This window comes from Asaia platycodi JCM 25414 (assembly GCF_000614545.1).
Taxonomy (GTDB): domain Bacteria; phylum Pseudomonadota; class Alphaproteobacteria; order Acetobacterales; family Acetobacteraceae; genus Asaia; species Asaia platycodi.
In genome coordinates this window covers 61,093-77,631 of record NZ_BAKW01000013.1, presented here as the reverse complement: position 1 = coordinate 77,631, position 16,539 = coordinate 61,093, and the positions used below count along the sequence as shown (strand labels likewise).

Genomic DNA, 16,539 nt, shown 5'->3' with positions numbered 1-16,539 from the left:
CGGACCGGCTTCGAGGGCCACCACTTTCAGGCCAGAGCGTGCCAGTTCTGCGAGAAGCGGCGCGCCACCGGCGCCCGTGCCCACAATGACGACATCGACTACATCATGATCGTCAAACCGACGGCCGTTCATTGCCCGCGCTCCTTGACGGCCGGTTCCCACGACTCGCTCACACCCTCACCCATGGCAGAGAAACCCTGGAAAAGCCCGTCTCCTCCGTTGAAAATGGCGTCGATGCCAAGCTGTGCCTGCACCGCAGGGTGGCTTATGAAAATCTGCACGCAATCGGCACGCAGATCGGCGAACCAGGCGCGCATCTGCGTCGCATCGAGCGTCTCCACTGTCAGGGCGCCTTCGGCCATGTCATGAACAAGGTCATTCTGCAACGCGACGGTCAGCTCTGCGAAACACACGCCATGCCGCTGCTTTGCCTGCGCATCTAGCCCGGTCAGAGCGCGTTCATAGGCTTCGAGATCGGGAGGAAGCGTTGCGAAACGCCAGCCATCGCCCGCTGACCCGAGCCGTGCATCGATTCGTGCCGCGATATTGACCGTGGCGTCAGGCAAGATGGCCGCCTGAGGCAGGACGCGCGCCGCAAGCGCCCCGAGAACGTTATATGCCTGTTGCGAAAGATGCCGCGGCATATAGCCCGCATCGCTGGTCTGGGCGCGTTCCTCCATGACCTGACGGGTGCGTCCCGAGATACGATCGGAGTCCAGCAGCGCCAGATAATCCGGGTCGATGGCGGGTGGCAGTGAAGTCTGGCTCATGGTGCGTTCCCAAAACCGTGATGACGCCTCTAACATGTCCGGACTGCCGAAAGTTGCCAATACGCATCTCTTCGTAAGTCATTGAGAATGCTTCTCAAAATCACATGGCAGTCCGATGAGGGGGGGCGTTCGTTGTGAAGCGACTGCGGGGCGCTGCCCCGCTCCCCCCCGGAAAGGGACGCGTCCCTTTCATCCCCTCAAATGGGTATCCAAAGGGCGACGGCCCTTTGGTGGGGTATGGGGCAAAGCCCCTTTAGAGGCGAGGCGTCGTGACGCCGAGCTGCTTCATGTATTTGCCAGCGCGATCGGCGTAGCTGGTTTCGCAAGGCGAGGCGCCCTGGAAGAACAGGAATTGGCAGATGCCTTCATTGGCGTAGATGCGGGCGGGTAGTTTGGTTGTGTTGCTGATTTCGATCGTGACCTGACCTTCCCATTCGGGTTCGAGCGGGGTCACGTTCACGATGATGCCGCAGCGGGCATAGGTGGATTTTCCGAGGCAGACCACGAGCACGTCGCGTGGGATGCGGAAATATTCGACCGTATGGGCCAGGGCGAAGCTGTTCGGCGGGATGGTGATATCGCCGGTACGGGTGACGAAACTGTTGGCCGCGAACTGCTTGGGATCGACGACAGCGTTATCTACGTCAGTGAAGATTTTGAAGTCTTCGCCAACGCGGGCGTCGTAACCATAGGAAGACAGACCGTAGGAAATGACGCCTTCGCGCTTTTGCGCCTCGACGAAGGGTTCGATCATGCCCTTTTCCTGGGCCATTTGACGGATCCAGCTATCTGGCATGATGGGCATCGCGCAATTTCCAGTATGGTGAGAAGAATGGGGTTTGCAGGTCTAGCGCCAGCGCTGCGGCTCTGCAAACCGCCAGGGGTGATCAGGCGATAGGGGTCAGGAAGACGACTTGGGAGCCGCCGCCTTCGACCAGGGTCTTGATAGCATTATTGAAGACCTTGCCGTGTTCCATGCCCATATGGGCCTTGAAGGCCTCGTCATTGCGATAGGTTTCCTCGACATGGAAGAAGTCGGGATCTTCTTCGAGCGTATAGACCACGAAACGCTCATTGCCGGCTTCATTGCGCACGTCAGTGGCCAGCGCGGTAAGCTGGCGGGCGATTTCCTCGCGCTTGCCGGGCAGGGCGCGCATGGTCGCGTAGAGAACCTTGGACATGATCGTGTTCCTTTCAGAGGGATGAGGCAGGGCTGCAGCCTGTCGGAGCTTCCTGGTCTTCGGGAGCCTTGACTGCACGATTGCGTACCTGCGCCTTGCGGCGCAGCAGATTGGCGCGCAGGGCTGCGGCCTCGCGTGCCTGACGCTTCTCCAGATCGGCTTGCGCCTTTTCGGTCAGGGTGGTGCGTGGCGGCGTGGTCATGGGGCGAGTTCCAGAAAGCGGTCTGACAGGCAACCACCGAGCAGTTCATCATAAACAGCGAGCGTAGCGGATTGCATCTGCCGGGTCGTGTAGTTTTCGGCAATGTGATGGCGGGCGGTTTCGGCCAGAAGGCTGCGGGCACCGTCTGACAGGATCAGGATCTGAAGTAGTGATTCCGCCAGAGCGACGGCATCGTCGGGCGGTACGAGCAGCCCGGTGCGATAGGGCAGCACCGTCTCCATGGCGCCGCCCTGAGCCGAGACGACGACGGGGCGCCCCATGGCCTGGGCTTCGATCACGACGCGCCCGAAGGGCTCCGGTCTCAGAGAAGGCACGGCGACGACATCGGCCAGTGCATAGGCGGCGGGCATGTCCTGACACAGTCCGGCAAAACGCAGGCGCTCGCGCAGACCAAGCCGTGTGGCCGTGGCGTCGACTTCCTGTACGTAGCGGTCCTTGGGATCGGCGGGACCGACCAGAACGCAGAGCCAGGGGCCGGGAAGCTGTGCCTGAAGATGCGCCAGCGCCTTGAGCAGCAGCAACTGGCCCTTCCATCGTGTCAGGCGGCCGGGCAGCATGACGACCGGGGTACCGGGCGGCACCTGCCATTTCTCCGCAAGGGACTGAATGCGGGCACCGTTGATGAGGTCGGGGTCGAAGCGGGCCATATCGGCCCCACGGGGGATCAGGCGCAGACGATCTTCACCGACGTCATATTCCTCTTTGAGACGGGTGGCGATGTAGGTGCTGATGGCAATGACGCGCCTGCCGCGCGCGAGAACGGAATTATAGTGTTTCTTGCCGGGAAAGCCCGTCTTGTGGACGCCATGCCACGTGGTGACCAAGGGCGTTCCCGTGTGCCGTGTGGCACGCCAGGCCGCCCAGGCCGGCGCGCGGGAGCGGGCATGGACCAGATCGATGCGTTCGTCACGGATGATTTGGGCAAGAATCTTGGCATTGCGCCAGATGGCCAAGGGTGACTTCTGCCCCAGTGGCAGATCGATATGGCGGGCGCCGATGGAGAGCAGCTTCGGCACAAGCGGGCCCGTGGCGCCAGCCACGACAGCGCGGCCACCGGCGGCAATGATCGCTTCTGCCATTTCGACGGTACCCTGCTCGATTCCTCCCGTGCCGAGGGCCGGAAGAACCTGAAGGATATGAGGGCAGAAACGCGACATGCCTTGGCGGTAGCATGAAGCGCGCGCCTCAGGGAGAGCAAACAGGGGGGCACCAATAAAAAAGGGCCGGGGGAGATCCCCCGGCCCTTTCTGACGCCGCGCCGTGAGGCGATGATCGTTCAGTGTGCGTCAGCTCAGTGCTTCTGATCTGCCGTGTCGGGCAGGGCATAGACCACAAGCTGATCGGTGACCGGGGTCATCATGAAGTGGTGACCGCCCGCCATGATGGCAACGTACTGCTTGCCGTTGACTTCATAGGTCATCGGGTTGGCCTGACCGCCGCCGGGCAGCACATCGGACCAGACATCCTTGCCAGTGCGGATATCAATGGCACGGATCTGATTGTCAGTTGCCGCCGCCACAAAGACGAGCCCGCCCTTGGTGATGACCGAACCGCCATTGTTGGGCGTGCCGATATTGAGCGGCAGACCGGTCGGCGTGTTCCACGGGCCATTGGCGCGAGCCGTACCGAGCGGACGCGACCACAGGACCTTTCTGGTCTTGATGTCGATCGCTTCGATCATGCCATAGGGCGGCTTGTTGCACATCATGCCCGTGTACTGGTTCCAGAAAGGCGTCACGACAATGCCATAAGGCGTATCAGCCTGGGCGCCATTGCCTTCGGCGCCACCGCCTGCCGGGTTATAGCTGGGGTTGTCGATGGGCTTCAGACCCAGAGCATCGGCCTTTTTACGGGTGATGAGCTGGTCGTACATCGGCGTCGAGTTCCAGTTGGCGATGACAATGCCCGATTCCGGGTCATAGGCCATGCTGCCCCAGTCGCTGCCACCGTTATAGCCGGGATATTCGATATTCGGCTTGTCGAGTGCAGGTGGGGTGAACTCGCCCAGATAGCGCGCCTTGCGGAACTTTATGCGGCAGAAAAGCTGGTCGATAGGCGACATGCCCCACATGTCGCTTTCCTTCAGGTCAGGGAAGGCGAGACGGGGGAAAGCAGTCGACCAGGGCTGGGTCGGGCTGCGCGGGTCATCAGACATCGTGCTGGCCGGAGCAGGCTTTTCGATCACCGGGAATTCAGGCAACGGCTTGCCGGTTGCGCGGTCGAGCACGAAGGTCTGGCCGCGCTTGGTCGGCACGAGAAGGGCCGGGGTAACGGTGCCGTCTTCGTGGTGATAGTCGAATTTGGTGGCCTGCGAGCCGATATCGTAATCCCAGACATCCTTGTGCGCGGTCTGGAAGACCCAGCGCGGCTCGCCTGTCTTGACGTCGAGCGCGACGATCGAGGAGGAAACGGCGTTCTCCTTGTCGGTACGCATGGCGCTGTAATAATCGGCAGCCGAGTTGCCTGTCGGCACATAGACAAGGCCGAGTTCGTTATCGCCGGTCATGGCAGCCCAGGAATTGGGTGTGCCGCGGCTGTAGAACTTGCCGGGCTCGCTGATGATGATCGTCGGGGTTGTTGACGTCCCACGCCCAGACGAACTTGCCGCTTTCGGCGTCATAGCCACGGATCACGCCGGACGGTGCCCAGCGACGCTGGCCATCGAGCACTTCGTGATTGACCACGACAATCCCGTTGATGACCGGGGGCGGGGTCGTCATGGACACGAAGCCCGGCACCGACTCACCCATGCCCTGCATCAGGTTTACCTGCCCGCCAAAGCCGAAGCCTTCGCAGGGCTTGCCCGTTTCGGCATCGACCTGGATGAGCCGCATATCGAGCGTGGCTTCCATGATGCGCGTGTGACAGGCCTGACCTTCTGGGATGGTCGAGGACGTGTAGTAGGTCACGCCCTTGCAGGCGGCGGTATAGGGAATGGAGTGGTATTTCACACCCGCATCATGACGCCAGATTTCCTTGCCGGTCGCGGCGTCGATGCGCATCATGTCGTTCATGGCCGAACACATGTAAAGCGCGTTGCCTACCTTGATCGGCGTGGTTTCGGCGGCCCATTTATTGGCTTGGCCGGGGCCTGGCTTACTGCCCGTATGATAGACGAAGGCACGCTTAAGCTGGCCGACATTTTCAGGCGTCAGCTGATCAAGCGGCGAGTAGCGGGTCTGGCTGGAATCGCGGCCATAAGCGGGCCAGTCTTCACGAGCAGGCGCAGCGTCAATCTGCGGCACCGCAGCGGGGATCTCGTTGATGCCGATTTCGGAGATGTCGGGCAGATTGGCGGCGTTCACGCCGGGGGCCTGTGGCGCCGAAGGTAGCGGTCCACCGAAGCGACCGGCGCCGGCATTATGAGCCATGGCCGCAGTGGTCGTCTCTTCGCCAGGCGAGCTGCTGGACGGCGGAATCTGCGCGAATGCCATCGAGGCAGACATCATGCCACCCATAATGGTGGCGGTCAGAAGGCTGGTTTACGCATCAGACGGCTCCTCGGGAAACAGGACGAACCGTATCCTGACGACGCAGAACCGGCAGACTGAGCACGACCAGAACGGCAATAAGCGTCGGGCCGAAAAGGCGCGGCAGCCAGCCCCACCAGTCAAAGCCGGTTTCATAGATGGTCCAGACGAGCGTGCCCGCCCAGGCGAGGAGGAAGAGATACGCGCCAAGCAGGCGCCCCATGGCCATGAGCCCGCCCGATGCCAGCAGAACGATGCCGCAGATCAGGTAATAGGCCGAACCGCCCAGACTCAGAAGATAGCCGCCGCCACCGACAAAAATGAGACCGAAAACCACGATCAGGATGGCGAGGCCCAGTGTTGCCCAATCGCCTATGCGCTTGGGTCTGGAACGAGACGTCATGAATCCTCCTTGAGACATGGTGTGCAACCTATCCTGAACGCGAACAGAACAGAGCAACACATATCGGTGAAAACTCTGATACGTTTGATGGGATGCGCAGTTTTCCGATCACAGGATATCGTCTGGAAGATCTTCGCAAGGAGTTTTCGGTTCGTCTTCGCAAAACAGGCCGTATGGCGCCCCCGTCACGTAACCTGTCGATCGCGCAAGGCTTTGACCACGGATTGAACCGTCGACAGGATGGTCTCCCGGAGCCAGCGATGGACCGGGTCATTATCGAGTCGTGGATGCCAGGCCTGAAAACTGACCAGATCCGGAAGCGGAAAAGGGAAGGCAAAGGTTTTTGCCCCTATGCCTTCAAGGGGCAGGCGACGAATGATGATCTCCGGCAAGGGCAGGATCATGTCTGTCTCGCGCATGGTCTCGATCATGGCGTAGTCGCTGGGCACGACCAGCGCAATACGTCTTTCGAGACCATATTTTTCGGCGAGGATCGCATCGATGGGCCCATGCGCGCGTCCTCTGCGTGACGTGCTGATGTGATCATAGGCGACCAGTGTCTGCGGGGTGATTTCCTGATCGAGGATCGGATGCCCTGCACGGACGACCGCCTCGAACCGTGTCTGGAACAGGGTCTGCTTCTTGATTTCGGGCAGAAGGTCTTGGGTGGCGCCGATATAAAGATCGATTGTGCCGCGTCTGAGTGCGTCGCCGATCGAATCTTCTGTCTCTGGTGAAAAAACGAGCTGACAGCGTGGGCAGGATTCTCGGAGCTTTTGCGCAATGGCGCTACCGAAAGCCCCGATAAAGAGGTCACGCGCGCGAATCGTGAAATGCGGTGCGATCTGGGAAAGATCCAGATGGGCACGCTCGCTGACGAGTGCCTCCGCCTCAGCGAGAACCGTCTGTACCCTTCCAAGCAGATCGGTAGCGAAGGGCGTCGGGACCAGTTGCCTGCCTGAGAGTACCAGCAAGGGGTCGCCGAACAGCGTACGCAATGATGCAAGATGGCGGCTTGTGGCCGCCTCGCTCACCCTGAGCCTTTTCGCGGCACGGGTGACGCTTTCTTCTTCAAGCAGAACCTGAAGCCATCGGAGATGATCGAGCGAGTAGCCGCGTTTGGCAGGCAGATTTCTGGTCATGGAGCATGGCTCTGGATGTGTTGCACGGAATGAAAGAGATCTGCCTTACCCTTACGCAAGGTGGAAGGGTTTTTTACCTGGATTGCGGGTTATTGGCCCCTCGGGGCGACGCTAGAGACCGTGCGGAGAGGATACCCCCGCATGACCGCACCCACAGGGCAGGACGCAAAGATCTTGCCATCTCCTGCCGCCATACCCCCGTTCGGACTTCGAACGATCACCGGATGTCTGGGCATGTTGCTGGCTGTGCATGTCGCGGGATTCAACGAGCATGTCACGGAGCTGGGTCTGTCGGATCTGCGCGGGGCCATGCATCTGGGTCACGACGAAGGAACCTGGTTCATCTCGGTCTACGAGGCCTTCAACATCGCGGCGATGGCCTTCACGCCCTGGTTCTACATGACCTTTTCTATCTATCGATTTGCCCTGTTCATGACGGCGGCGTTGGCTTTGCTGTCGCTTCCGCTCCCCTTCATGACCGATATGGTTTCGATCGGCATCCTGCGCGCCATGCAGGGACTGAGCGCCGGATGTCTGCCGCCCATTCTCATGACGGTCATGCTCAAATATCTGCCACCGCCGCTCAAGGTTTTCGGCATAGGCGGTTATGCGATGAGCGCGACCTTCGGCCCCAATCTCGGCATACCTTTCGAAGCCCTGCTTTTTGAACGCTTTGGCTGGCACTGGCTCTACTGGGAGGTATTGCCGCTTGGCGCGGTCGCGCTTGTCATGATCGCATGGGGTCTGCCGCAGGACCCGGTTCAGCTCTCGCGCTTTCGTGGCTTCAACTGGCGGGGATTCCTGATCGGTGCGCCGTCAATCCTCTGCATCGTGACGGTTTTTTATCAGGGGGACCGGCTCGACTGGTTTCGTTCGCCTCTCATCACGCATCTGACGTTCTGGGGCGGGGCCTTTTTCCTCGGGTTCCTGATCCATGAATGGCATCACCACAGCCCGTTCTTCCGTCTGCAATACTGGAAGAGCCGCAATATCACGATGTCTCTGCTGGCACTCGTGGCGGTGCTGATCGTCTGTGCCCTGATGAATGAGGTCACAACGACTTTTCTGGAAGAAATCAAGGGGTATCGCCCCATTCAGGCGGCTCCCGTCGCCTTGACCGTCGCTCTGCCCCAGCTTGTCGTGCTGCCTCTGGTTGCCGCGCTGTGCAACATGCGTCGGGTCGACTGTCGATGGGTGCTCGGGATCGGCATGACGCTTCTGGGTCTGTCTGCCTGGCTTGGGCTGGGTCTGACATCCGAATGGGTACGCGACAATTTCTACCTCATTCAGGCTCTTCAGATCTTCGGTCAGCCCATGGTGGTCATTCCGGTGCTGATGCTGGCCACGCTCGCACTCGGGCCGAGCGACGGGCCGTTCATTTCGGGCATGGTCAATATGCTCAAGGGTATGGCCAACGCGCTGGCATTTGCCTTGTTCTCGATCCTGCTGCGCCGTCGTGAACAGTATCATTCGACCATGCTGCTGGATCATCCCGGCATGGCTCATGACCCCTACGGCGCCGATGTGGCGGGTCGCCTGCACGAAATGCTGTCTGCCCAGGCTCTGGTGCTCGCTCTGGTCGATATCCTGCTCGTCGTGGTGGTGATCTGCGCCGTCTTCGTCGTACTGACGGCCATTCTCCCCGGGCGTGTCTATCCCCCCGGCAAGGCACCTGCCGATCGCGGCTCCCCCCTGTCTGCGCCTCCCGTGCTGCAGGCCGTGCCTTCTTCTCTCGCAGCACAGTAACGGAATTATCCAGATGGCTTACAAGAAACCGCTTCTGCTTGCGGGATGCACCGCGCTTGTTCTGACCGGTCTGGCCTGGAGCGCCGATCGTTTCTTCATCGGAGATGGTCGTCATCAATCGACCAATGATGCCTATATCACCGCAGATTTCACGCGTGTGGCCCCCAAGGTCGCGGGGCGAATTGACAGGGTGCCTGTCGCAGACAACCAGAAAGTGCATGCGGGCGATCTGCTGGCGCATATAGAAGATGACGATTATCGCACAGCGCTGGATACTGCGCAGGGAAAGAACCGCGCAGCTGAAGCCGATATCACCAATCTCGCAGCTGCGCAGCAGCGCCAGTCAGCCACGATCGAAGCCGCTCTCTCGACAATCGAGGCTGATGAAGCTGCCCTGCTCTTTGCTCGACAGAATGCAGCACGCTATCGCGCTCTTTCGGCGGGAGGTGCCAGCACGATAGAGCAGCAGCAGGGGGCTGAGGATCGTCAGCGCGAGGCCGTTGCGCGGTTGGCCCGTGACAAGGCAACCTTGAATGCCGATCGCGCCGGGCTTGCGGTGCTCGCCGCAGAGAGCGAGCGCGCGCAAGGCGTGCTGATCCAGACGAAAAGCCTTGTGCGTCAGGCCGCACTCGACCTGTCCTATTGCACCATTACTGCCCCTGTCGACGGGGTGGTCGGAGCGCGTGACGTCCGTGTCGGGATGTATGTCCACCCCGGGACCGGGCTTCTGGCTGTTGTGCCCGTGCGTCAGGCCTATGTGATTGCCAATTTTCAGGAGACGCAGATGGCCCGTGTGCAGACCGGGCAGAAGGCCGAGATACGGGTCGACAGCTTTCCGGGCGAGGTTCTCCGTGCCCGTGTCGATAGCGTCGCGCCGGCAACGAATGTCGCTTTTGCGCTTATCCAGCCGGATAATGCGACCGGCAATTTCACAAAGGTGGTGCAGCGCGTACCGGTGAAGCTGGTCTTCGATGACGGACAGCCTCTGGCACGGCGGGTACGTGTCGGCATGTCCGTCGAGGCAATGATCGATACGGGCTCGCCTCGCGATGGCGCTCATGCCGCCGATGCGCGTTTCGTATGGGAGTGAGGGGTATGAAATACCTGTCCCGCACGGCTGGGCTGATCCTTCCTGTGATCCTCGGGGGATGCTCGGTTGGGCCCGATTTCCAGAAGCACGACCCCATGGCGACGTCTCACTGGCATGAGAGCGTAACGCCTCGGAAAAGCCATCCGGATGAAGCCGCGCCCGTCGAGGCGCAATGGTGGAAACTCTATCAGGATCCGGTTTTGACGGCGCTGGAACAGGATGTGCTGACGGCCAATCTCGACCTTAAGGAAGCGGCCCTCCATTTCGAACAGAGCCGCGCCGAACGCAGGATCGCGGCCGCAGCGCGTCTGCCCCATGCGCAAGGCGCTGCCTCTTATGCCCGCGAACGCGCCAGCACGAATGGTATTCTGAGCCTGCTAGGCACGGAAGCAGACCGCGACCCGGCGCAGATAGCAGATGGAACGCAGGGGTTCGGGCCTGCCGCCGCAGCCGGGCCAAAGGGCAATCCTTCCTTCAACCTGCCCCAGTACGGGCTCAGTGCGTCATGGGAGGTCGATCTGTGGGGACATGTGCGCCGTCAGGTCGAAGCCGCAACAGCTTCGATGAAAGCGATGCAGGAGATGCAGCGCGACACACTGGTTTCGCTCATGGCCGAGACCGCGCAGGATTACATCGCCTTGCGCAATGTGCAGGCGCAAACCGAGATCACGCACCAAAGCCTCGATATTGCGCATCATAGCGTCGAGTTGACTATCCTGCGCGTAACCCAGGGTACGGCAACAAAACTCGACCTCGCCTATGCGCGCGGGCAGCTTCACGGGTTCGAAGCGCGTCTGCCGCAGCTCCATCGCGAAGAGGTGCATCTCCTCAATGCGCTTGCGTTCCTGATGGCACGCGAACCGGGCGCCCTGTCACAGCGTCTTGCGGGCAAGGGGAGTATTCCGCCGCTCCCTGCATCCATTCCCGTCGGACTGCCCTCGCAGCTTGCCGAAAGACGGCCGGATATACGCGCTGCCCAGGAGCGTTTGCACGCGGCGACGGCAACGATCGGCGTGGCTATGGCCGATTTCTTCCCTCGCATCACGCTGTCGGGTAGTCTGGATGTTCAGGCGCTTCAGTTCAGCGGTCTGGGATCATGGGCGTCGCGCCAATACGGTTTTGGCCCGACCGTGACCATCCCGCTGTTCGAGGGCGGGAAACTGGCCGGACAACTCGCCTTGCGGCGTCTGCAGGAGAAGGAAGCAGCGATCGCGCTTCAGCGAACGGTTCTTCATGCCTGGGAGGAGGTCGATGATGCGATGGCTGATCTGGGCACTGCTCAGGAGCGCCACGACCGACTGAGTGAAGCTGTTACCGAAAATGAGACGGCCGTGCAGGTGGCGCAGCTTCAATATGCTCAGGGGGCGGGGGATTTTCTCAACGTTTTGACTACACAGAACGGGCTGCTTGAAAGCCGGAGCGCACTCTCTGATGCGCGAGCGGAGGTCGCGGTATCGATGGCGCGGCTCTATCGGGCGGTTGGGGGGCGGTTGGGTCCGATCATAGATCAACTGGGTGCGACGGCACGCATTGCGCCATAGCACCCTTTGTTCAACCCGCCGGAATGGTGATGACTGCGCCGGGTGAATGGCTGGTCGCGGCAAGGGCTGCCAGGATCTGCATCATGGTGAAGCTGAGCTTGCTTCGGAAATCGTCGTCGCTGATCCAGTACCAGCGCCCGCGATAGCGCACGGCGTCGTAATTATGTTCAGGTGCCGCCTTGCCGGAATGGATCACGACATCGGGCCGCGTCTCAATGCCGACCGGGCTGATGGTGGGCAAGGTGCGACCTTCCTTGACGTCGTCTTCGGGTACTTCCATTTCGTAGGCGATCTGCGACAGCATGGCGAACATCGAGCGCGTCAGGATGGCGATCTGGCCAGCAACCTTGGGATAGGGGCCATAGACGATCTCCGCTTCTTCGGCATGGGCGTCGAGATGCAGCAGGCGACGCACTTCCATCTGGATCGTGGTCAGCGCGGGGTCTGACGTGGCAGTAAGAACCAGATAGGCATGTTCGGGCTGCGTGCCGGAGGGCTTGTTGGCAGAGCCAGAGGGAGGCTGGTCGCCTGATGGTTTTGGGGCATCGGTCGAGATGCGGATGGTCATGGCCCCCTGAATCTGCAACTGGCGCAGATCGTGAAGCAGCAGATAGAAGCGCACAGAGCCGCCGCCGGTCGGGCCTGCGCCAAGGGCGCGCACATTCGACAGACCGTCGATCGATTGTGCCGTCAGACGCAGAAGGGTGTCGATGGGCAGACCGCCCAGACTGAGCGGCATGATGACCACGGGCGAGATCGGCCGTATGACGTTCTCGGCATATTGCTGCCCGGTTTCGGGCTGATAGGTGAAGGTAGGGCTCTCCTGAAGGGTCGCTGTGCTGCCACCGAACAGATAGCTGCCTACCCCTGACGGGAAGGCATTGAATCCGCCATTGACCGAACGATTGAACTGATAGCCAGCAATAACCTGCGTGGTGTCGAGAAAGGTCGGCGGATCGGCATAGCGAATGCGGATGATATTGAGCAGCATCGCATGTTTTTCGGCCTCGCCGAGGGCGCGGGAATAATCGAGCTGATCATGTGACAAGCGCGAGGGGCCGATGGTGATGCAGCCCGAAACCATACCGGGCAGCAGCACAAGGCAGAGAACACGCAGGGGCGAAAGAATGGAACGTGAAATGATCGTGGCCCCCGAGGCTTGGCGTCTCCCGCAAGCCTTAGCGTATCAATGATCAGGGCGACCAGCCCGGAATGGATGTTTCTTCACGCAGAAATGACGAATTTGCTTTCCTGGCGTTAATCGGACGAGCAGGTCTTTTCTTGTTCGAGAATGGCGGCGAGACCCTCTCGATAGCTTGGGTAACGCCATTCCCTGTTCAGACTCTCCTTGGTCAGACGGCTATCGACTACACGACGCTCTGCCCAGAAACTTCTGGCCATGGGCTCATCTCTTGCCAGGCCTCTTCGAGCGAAAGGCGCGGCGGCAAGGGTGTGCCGACAAGACGGGCGGCTTCTTCGAACACGGCGGCCTGCGGGCTGGGGGTGTCGTCGACGAAATTCAGAATGCGGCAGGTCCGGGCCGTTTCGATGGCGGCAAGGGTGGCCTCGGCAATATCATCCCGATGAATGCGGCTGAAGAGATGGCCGGGCGCGTCGATAAGCCGGGCCTTGCCGGAGCGCAGCGTGTCGAATGCGGAACGACCGGGGCCATAGATGCCCCCCAGACGCATGATGTCGCAGGCAATGCCACGCCTGTGGGCAAGAGATTGCCAGTCCTGTTCAGCCTTGACCCTCGCCTGACTGCGTGACTGGCCTGGAGCCACGGTCGTGGTTTCATCGACGCGCGCGCCCTTTCTGTCGCCATAGACGCCCGTAGTCGAGTAATATCCGATCCAGCGCAAATAAGGGGCTTGTTCCAGAACGGCGCCGTAGCGAAGCAGGGCCGGGTCACCCGCTTCGCCGGGTGGGGCACTGATCAGCAGATGCGTGGCGTCGCGCAGTTCGGGCTCGACGGCATCGAACGCCTTGAGGGGAGAGTCTGCTTCAGGGGCGCGTTTCGTGCCCGTCACTTTCCACTCGCGTTTCCCGAGACGCATCGAGACGGCACTCGCCGAGTAGCCCTGACCAAGAATGACGAGGTGAGGTGGCATGAAGGCTCCATTCCCGCTTGACCGTCGAGGCGCTGCCGCGCCAATCACACCATATGAAACATGCTTTTGGTGCGCTGGCGATAGGAAGCGGTCTTTGGGTGGGTGCGGCCTTGGCTCACACTCCTGCTCAAAGCCTTGCCCAGTGCGTCGCCCCCCTGCCGGACACGCCCGACCTCGTTCAGGACCAGGCGCAGGCATGGCTGCGCCATGGCGGAGGGCGCGATGCCCATGAGTGTCTCGCTCAGGCCGATCTGGCGCTGGGCGCCTATCGCGAAGCGGCTCTCGAATATCAGACGCTCGCCTCAGGCGTCGCGCATGATGCAAAGGGGATGCCTGCCGATCCTGGCAGAAACGACGTTTATGCCGAACAGGAAGCGGGGGCGTGGCTACTGGCTGGCGACGGCAAGGCGGCGGAGCAGGCTGCGCGTCTGGCCTTGAGAAATGATCCGGCACGGCTCGGCCTGCGTCTGCTTCTGGCACGCAGTCTGGTCATGCAAAATGACTTTGCCGGAGGCATTACGGCTCTGGGCGCTCTCCCCGCCCCGAGCGCTTCCGGTTCTTCGGTCGATCCGTTTCTTGTGCGGGCTCTGGTGATGCGGGCTTCGGCCTATCGCCAGCTTGGCCAGAACGACAAGGGGCTTGCAGATGCAAATCAGGCGCTGGCTATGGAGAATGACAATATCGAGGCGCTGCTCGAACGTGGCATTCTCGAAGCGCGGCTTGCCCATTATGCCGAGGCACGCCGCGATTGGGATCAGGTCATCGCCCTCTCGCCCGATGGCCATGCGGCGTATCTCGCTCGTCAGGACGAGGCGGTTATGGATTCCGACCCGGACCAGAACTGAGCCCGAACCGAGCGGAAGCCATCGGTTCGGGAAAGAGGGATGCCTAGCCCTGACCGCCGACGCGGCCCGTCTCGACCAGAGACACGACATCATGCCAGTCGGGCGCCGATTCGGCTGCGCCGAGCCTTGTGGTAGCAAGGGCGCCGCTGGCCGCAGCATAGCGAACCGCTTCGGCGAAGGGCTTGCCCAGTGTGAGAGCGGTTGCCAGACCGCCATTGAAGCAATCGCCAGCCGCTACCGTGTCGATCGCTTTTACCTTGTATGGCGGCACGAAACCTTCTTCCGTTCCGCTGCGATAATAGACGCCCCGCGCGCCATTTTCACGAGAGCATGGGTCGCTCCGCGCTCCTGCAATTTCAGGGCGGCCTGAGCGGCGTCTTTTTCCGTCTCGGGATAGATGCCGGTCAGAAGACGGGTTTCGGTTTCATTGGGCGTGATCACATCGAGCGCGTGCCACAGTGCCTCGGGCAGCCCCTCTGCAGGAGCGGGAGCCGGGTCGAGAATCACCAGGGTTCTGGCGCGGCGTGCCTCTTCCGCGGCGGCAATGGTGATGTCGAGCGGGATTTCGAGCTGTAAAAGCAGGGCTGACGCTAGCTGGATGAGCAGGCGATGTGCCGAGACATCGCTCAGATCGAGAGCCATATTGGCACCGCCAGCGACGGTGATGATGTTTTCCGCCTTCGCATCGACAGTGATGAGCGCCACGCCAGTCGGATGGGCCTCATCTTCCCTGAGTGCCGAGAGGTCGACGCCAAAAGGCGTGAGCAGCGTGCGGGCCAGCGTGCCGAACTGGTCAGTGCCGGTGCGGCCAGCCATGTAGACACGCAGGCCGCATCCCTGACCCAGACGGGAAGCGGCGGCGGCCTGGTTGGCGCCTTTACCGCCCAGCCCGGTGGCGTAACTTGCGGCATGAACCGTTTCGCCCGGACGGGGAATGCGCTCGGCGCGCGCCGTGATGTCGATATTGACGCTGCCGAAAGAGAGAATATGAGAAGGCCTGTCGGACATGGCTGCTTTCCGGACTTGCGAAGAAACACCCGGCGTATCATCGCAGCGCGGTCTCGGCTAGGATCATCCCATGCTTCGAATTCTCGTGATCAAGCTCGGCGCTCTGGGTGACTTCATTCAGGCTCTGGCGCCTTTCGCTGCTATCAGAGCGCATTGGCCCGAGGCCGAGATTACGCTTTTGACGACGGCCCCTTTCGAGGCACTGGCTCAGGCAAGTCCCTATTTCGATCATGTCTCTGTCGATACGCGTCCGCGCTGGACCGATCTGCGCGGGGTCACGAAGCTCAGAAGTCAGCTGCGTGGTCATGATCTGGTGATCGATCTCCAGACGTCAGGGCGCAGTACGCGCTATTTCCGACTGGCAGGGCAGAAACGCTGGTCTGGCATCGCGAGTGGGGGCACCTATCGCCATGACAACCCGCATCGTGACGCGATGCATAGTGTCGCCCGTCAGCGCGACCAGCTGGCGCGTCTGGGCGTGCCGGAAGCCGCCACTCTCGATCTTGACTGGCTGGGCCGGACGGGCCCGGAAATTGCTGCTCCTTATGCTGTGCTGGTGCCGGGTGCGGCCCCTCATCGCCCGGCCAAGCGTTGGCCGGCCCGGCATTATGCAGCGCTGGCCGCACACCTGCGCTCGCAGGGATTGGTGATTGTGGTGGCGGGAACCGGGGCCGATCAGCCCCTTGCTGCGGAGATCGTGGCGCAAGTGACGGATGCGCTCGATCTGACGGGTAAAACCGATCTTCTGGCTCTGGGCGGGGTCTTTGCCAGAGCGGCCCTTGCCGTCGGCAATGATACCGGGCCGATGCATCTTGCAGGGGCCATGGGATGCCCGTCTCTGACGCTGTTTTCTGCCGAGAGCAACCCGAGGCTGACATCCCCCAACGGGGTGAGACCCGGCCAGATGCAGGTTCTGGCTGTCGATGATCTGCGCGATCTCGATGTTTCGAGGGTTGCGGCCTGCCTGAACTGGGGCCATTAGAGCAGCTTCACTTACTTCTTACGCCAG

At 61.3% G+C, this 16,539-nt stretch carries 15 protein-coding genes and 2 pseudogenes; 5 read left to right on the top strand and 12 right to left on the bottom strand.

Features of this window, described 5'->3' with window-relative positions; genetic code table 11:
* Positions 1-128: 128 nt before the first annotated feature.
* The 8 genes and pseudogenes from JCM25414_RS10720 to JCM25414_RS10685 form a co-directional block, all read right to left on the bottom strand.
* Positions 129-770: a gluconate 2-dehydrogenase subunit 3 family protein gene (locus JCM25414_RS10720; RefSeq protein WP_025841650.1), complete on the bottom strand. Its 642-nt coding sequence runs from the start codon at positions 768-770 to the stop codon at positions 129-131.
* Positions 771-1,023: 253 nt separating this feature from the next.
* The gene (gene dcd, locus JCM25414_RS10715) at positions 1,024-1,575 is read right to left on the bottom strand and encodes a dCTP deaminase (protein WP_025841649.1); all 552 of its coding nucleotides are present in this window, start codon (positions 1,573-1,575) and stop codon (positions 1,024-1,026) included.
* Between the two features lie 82 nt (positions 1,576-1,657).
* Positions 1,658-1,951 (bottom strand): putative quinol monooxygenase, encoded by a 294-nt coding sequence (locus JCM25414_RS10710; protein WP_025841648.1) that lies wholly within the window; start codon positions 1,949-1,951, stop codon positions 1,658-1,660.
* Between the two features lie 13 nt (positions 1,952-1,964).
* Positions 1,965-2,153: a hypothetical protein gene (locus JCM25414_RS10705; protein ID WP_025841647.1), complete on the bottom strand. Its 189-nt coding sequence runs from the start codon at positions 2,151-2,153 to the stop codon at positions 1,965-1,967.
* On the bottom strand, positions 2,150-3,331 hold the full coding sequence (locus tag JCM25414_RS10700; protein ID WP_025841646.1) for a glycosyltransferase family 4 protein: 1,182 nt from the start codon (positions 3,329-3,331) through the stop codon (positions 2,150-2,152). Before JCM25414_RS10700 ends, JCM25414_RS10705 begins: the two co-directional genes overlap by 4 nt.
* Positions 3,332-3,465: 134 nt before the next feature.
* A pseudogene (locus tag JCM25414_RS19305) lies at positions 3,466-5,632 on the bottom strand (pyrroloquinoline quinone-dependent dehydrogenase).
* Positions 5,633-5,663: 31 nt separating this feature from the next.
* Positions 5,664-6,047: a hypothetical protein gene (locus JCM25414_RS10690; RefSeq protein WP_025841645.1), complete on the bottom strand. Its 384-nt coding sequence runs from the start codon at positions 6,045-6,047 to the stop codon at positions 5,664-5,666.
* A gap of 185 nt (positions 6,048-6,232) precedes the next feature.
* Complete coding sequence (locus tag JCM25414_RS10685; protein WP_025841644.1) at positions 6,233-7,189, bottom strand: LysR family transcriptional regulator; 957 nt, start codon at positions 7,187-7,189, stop codon at positions 6,233-6,235.
* 141 nt (positions 7,190-7,330) lie between these two features.
* Between JCM25414_RS10685 and JCM25414_RS10680 the strand changes: the two genes are divergently transcribed.
* From JCM25414_RS10680 to JCM25414_RS10670, 3 genes are read left to right on the top strand one after another with little or no spacing between them, the layout of a single operon-like run.
* A complete protein-coding gene (locus tag JCM25414_RS10680) occupies positions 7,331-8,935 on the top strand; it encodes an MFS transporter (RefSeq protein ID WP_025841643.1) in 1,605 nt (534 codons plus the stop codon).
* A gap of 13 nt (positions 8,936-8,948) precedes the next feature.
* A complete protein-coding gene (locus JCM25414_RS10675; RefSeq protein ID WP_025841642.1) occupies positions 8,949-10,025 on the top strand; it encodes an HlyD family secretion protein in 1,077 nt (358 codons plus the stop codon).
* A 5-nt stretch (positions 10,026-10,030) separates the two neighbouring features.
* Positions 10,031-11,566: an efflux transporter outer membrane subunit gene (locus JCM25414_RS10670; RefSeq protein WP_025841641.1), complete on the top strand. Its 1,536-nt coding sequence runs from the start codon at positions 10,031-10,033 to the stop codon at positions 11,564-11,566.
* Between the two features lie 10 nt (positions 11,567-11,576).
* Here JCM25414_RS10670 and JCM25414_RS10665 read toward each other — a convergent pair whose 3' ends face one another.
* The 3 genes from JCM25414_RS10665 to JCM25414_RS19300 all read right to left on the bottom strand — a co-directional run bounded on the left by JCM25414_RS10665 (position 11,577) and on the right by JCM25414_RS19300 (position 13,677).
* Complete coding sequence (locus tag JCM25414_RS10665; RefSeq protein ID WP_242403507.1) at positions 11,577-12,665, bottom strand: hypothetical protein; 1,089 nt, start codon at positions 12,663-12,665, stop codon at positions 11,577-11,579.
* 158 nt (positions 12,666-12,823) lie between these two features.
* Positions 12,824-12,967: a hypothetical protein gene (locus JCM25414_RS25065; RefSeq protein ID WP_242403506.1), complete on the bottom strand. Its 144-nt coding sequence runs from the start codon at positions 12,965-12,967 to the stop codon at positions 12,824-12,826.
* Positions 12,934-13,677: an SDR family oxidoreductase gene (locus JCM25414_RS19300; protein ID WP_242403505.1), complete on the bottom strand. Its 744-nt coding sequence runs from the start codon at positions 13,675-13,677 to the stop codon at positions 12,934-12,936. The genes JCM25414_RS25065 and JCM25414_RS19300 overlap by 34 nt, the downstream gene beginning before the upstream one ends.
* A gap of 53 nt (positions 13,678-13,730) precedes the next feature.
* Between JCM25414_RS19300 and JCM25414_RS21825 the strand changes: the two genes are divergently transcribed.
* A complete protein-coding gene (locus tag JCM25414_RS21825) occupies positions 13,731-14,522 on the top strand; it encodes a tetratricopeptide repeat protein (protein ID WP_148301055.1) in 792 nt (263 codons plus the stop codon).
* A gap of 43 nt (positions 14,523-14,565) precedes the next feature.
* Here JCM25414_RS21825 and rbsK read toward each other — a convergent pair.
* Positions 14,566-15,530: pseudogene (gene rbsK / locus JCM25414_RS19290) on the bottom strand (ribokinase).
* Positions 15,531-15,600: 70 nt separating this feature from the next.
* Between rbsK and JCM25414_RS10645 the strand changes: the two are divergent.
* Entirely contained in the window at positions 15,601-16,512 is a 912-nt protein-coding gene (locus JCM25414_RS10645; RefSeq protein WP_025841638.1) for a glycosyltransferase family 9 protein, read from the top strand.
* Positions 16,513-16,539 lie beyond the last annotated feature (27 nt).

Coding starts and splice junctions, on each gene's coding strand:
- JCM25414_RS10670 (WP_025841641.1), top strand. CDS start 10,031: ATGAAATACCTGTCCCGCACGGCTGGGCTGATCCTTCCTGTGATCCTC.
- JCM25414_RS10680 (WP_025841643.1), top strand. CDS start 7,331: ATGACCGCACCCACAGGGCAGGACGCAAAGATCTTGCCATCTCCTGCC.
- JCM25414_RS19300 (WP_242403505.1), bottom strand. CDS start 13,677: ATGCCACCTCACCTCGTCATTCTTGGTCAGGGCTACTCGGCGAGTGCC.
- dcd (WP_025841649.1), bottom strand. CDS start 1,575: ATGCCCATCATGCCAGATAGCTGGATCCGTCAAATGGCCCAGGAAAAG.
- JCM25414_RS10700 (WP_025841646.1), bottom strand. CDS start 3,331: ATGTCGCGTTTCTGCCCTCATATCCTTCAGGTTCTTCCGGCCCTCGGC.
- JCM25414_RS10720 (WP_025841650.1), bottom strand. CDS start 770: ATGAGCCAGACTTCACTGCCACCCGCCATCGACCCGGATTATCTGGCG.
- JCM25414_RS10690 (WP_025841645.1), bottom strand. CDS start 6,047: ATGACGTCTCGTTCCAGACCCAAGCGCATAGGCGATTGGGCAACACTG.
- JCM25414_RS10645 (WP_025841638.1), top strand. CDS start 15,601: ATGCTTCGAATTCTCGTGATCAAGCTCGGCGCTCTGGGTGACTTCATT.
- JCM25414_RS10685 (WP_025841644.1), bottom strand. CDS start 7,189: ATGACCAGAAATCTGCCTGCCAAACGCGGCTACTCGCTCGATCATCTC.
- JCM25414_RS21825 (WP_148301055.1), top strand. CDS start 13,731: ATGAAACATGCTTTTGGTGCGCTGGCGATAGGAAGCGGTCTTTGGGTG.
- JCM25414_RS10710 (WP_025841648.1), bottom strand. CDS start 1,951: ATGTCCAAGGTTCTCTACGCGACCATGCGCGCCCTGCCCGGCAAGCGC.
- JCM25414_RS10705 (WP_025841647.1), bottom strand. CDS start 2,153: ATGACCACGCCGCCACGCACCACCCTGACCGAAAAGGCGCAAGCCGAT.
- JCM25414_RS10675 (WP_025841642.1), top strand. CDS start 8,949: ATGGCTTACAAGAAACCGCTTCTGCTTGCGGGATGCACCGCGCTTGTT.
- JCM25414_RS25065 (WP_242403506.1), bottom strand. CDS start 12,967: ATGGCCAGAAGTTTCTGGGCAGAGCGTCGTGTAGTCGATAGCCGTCTG.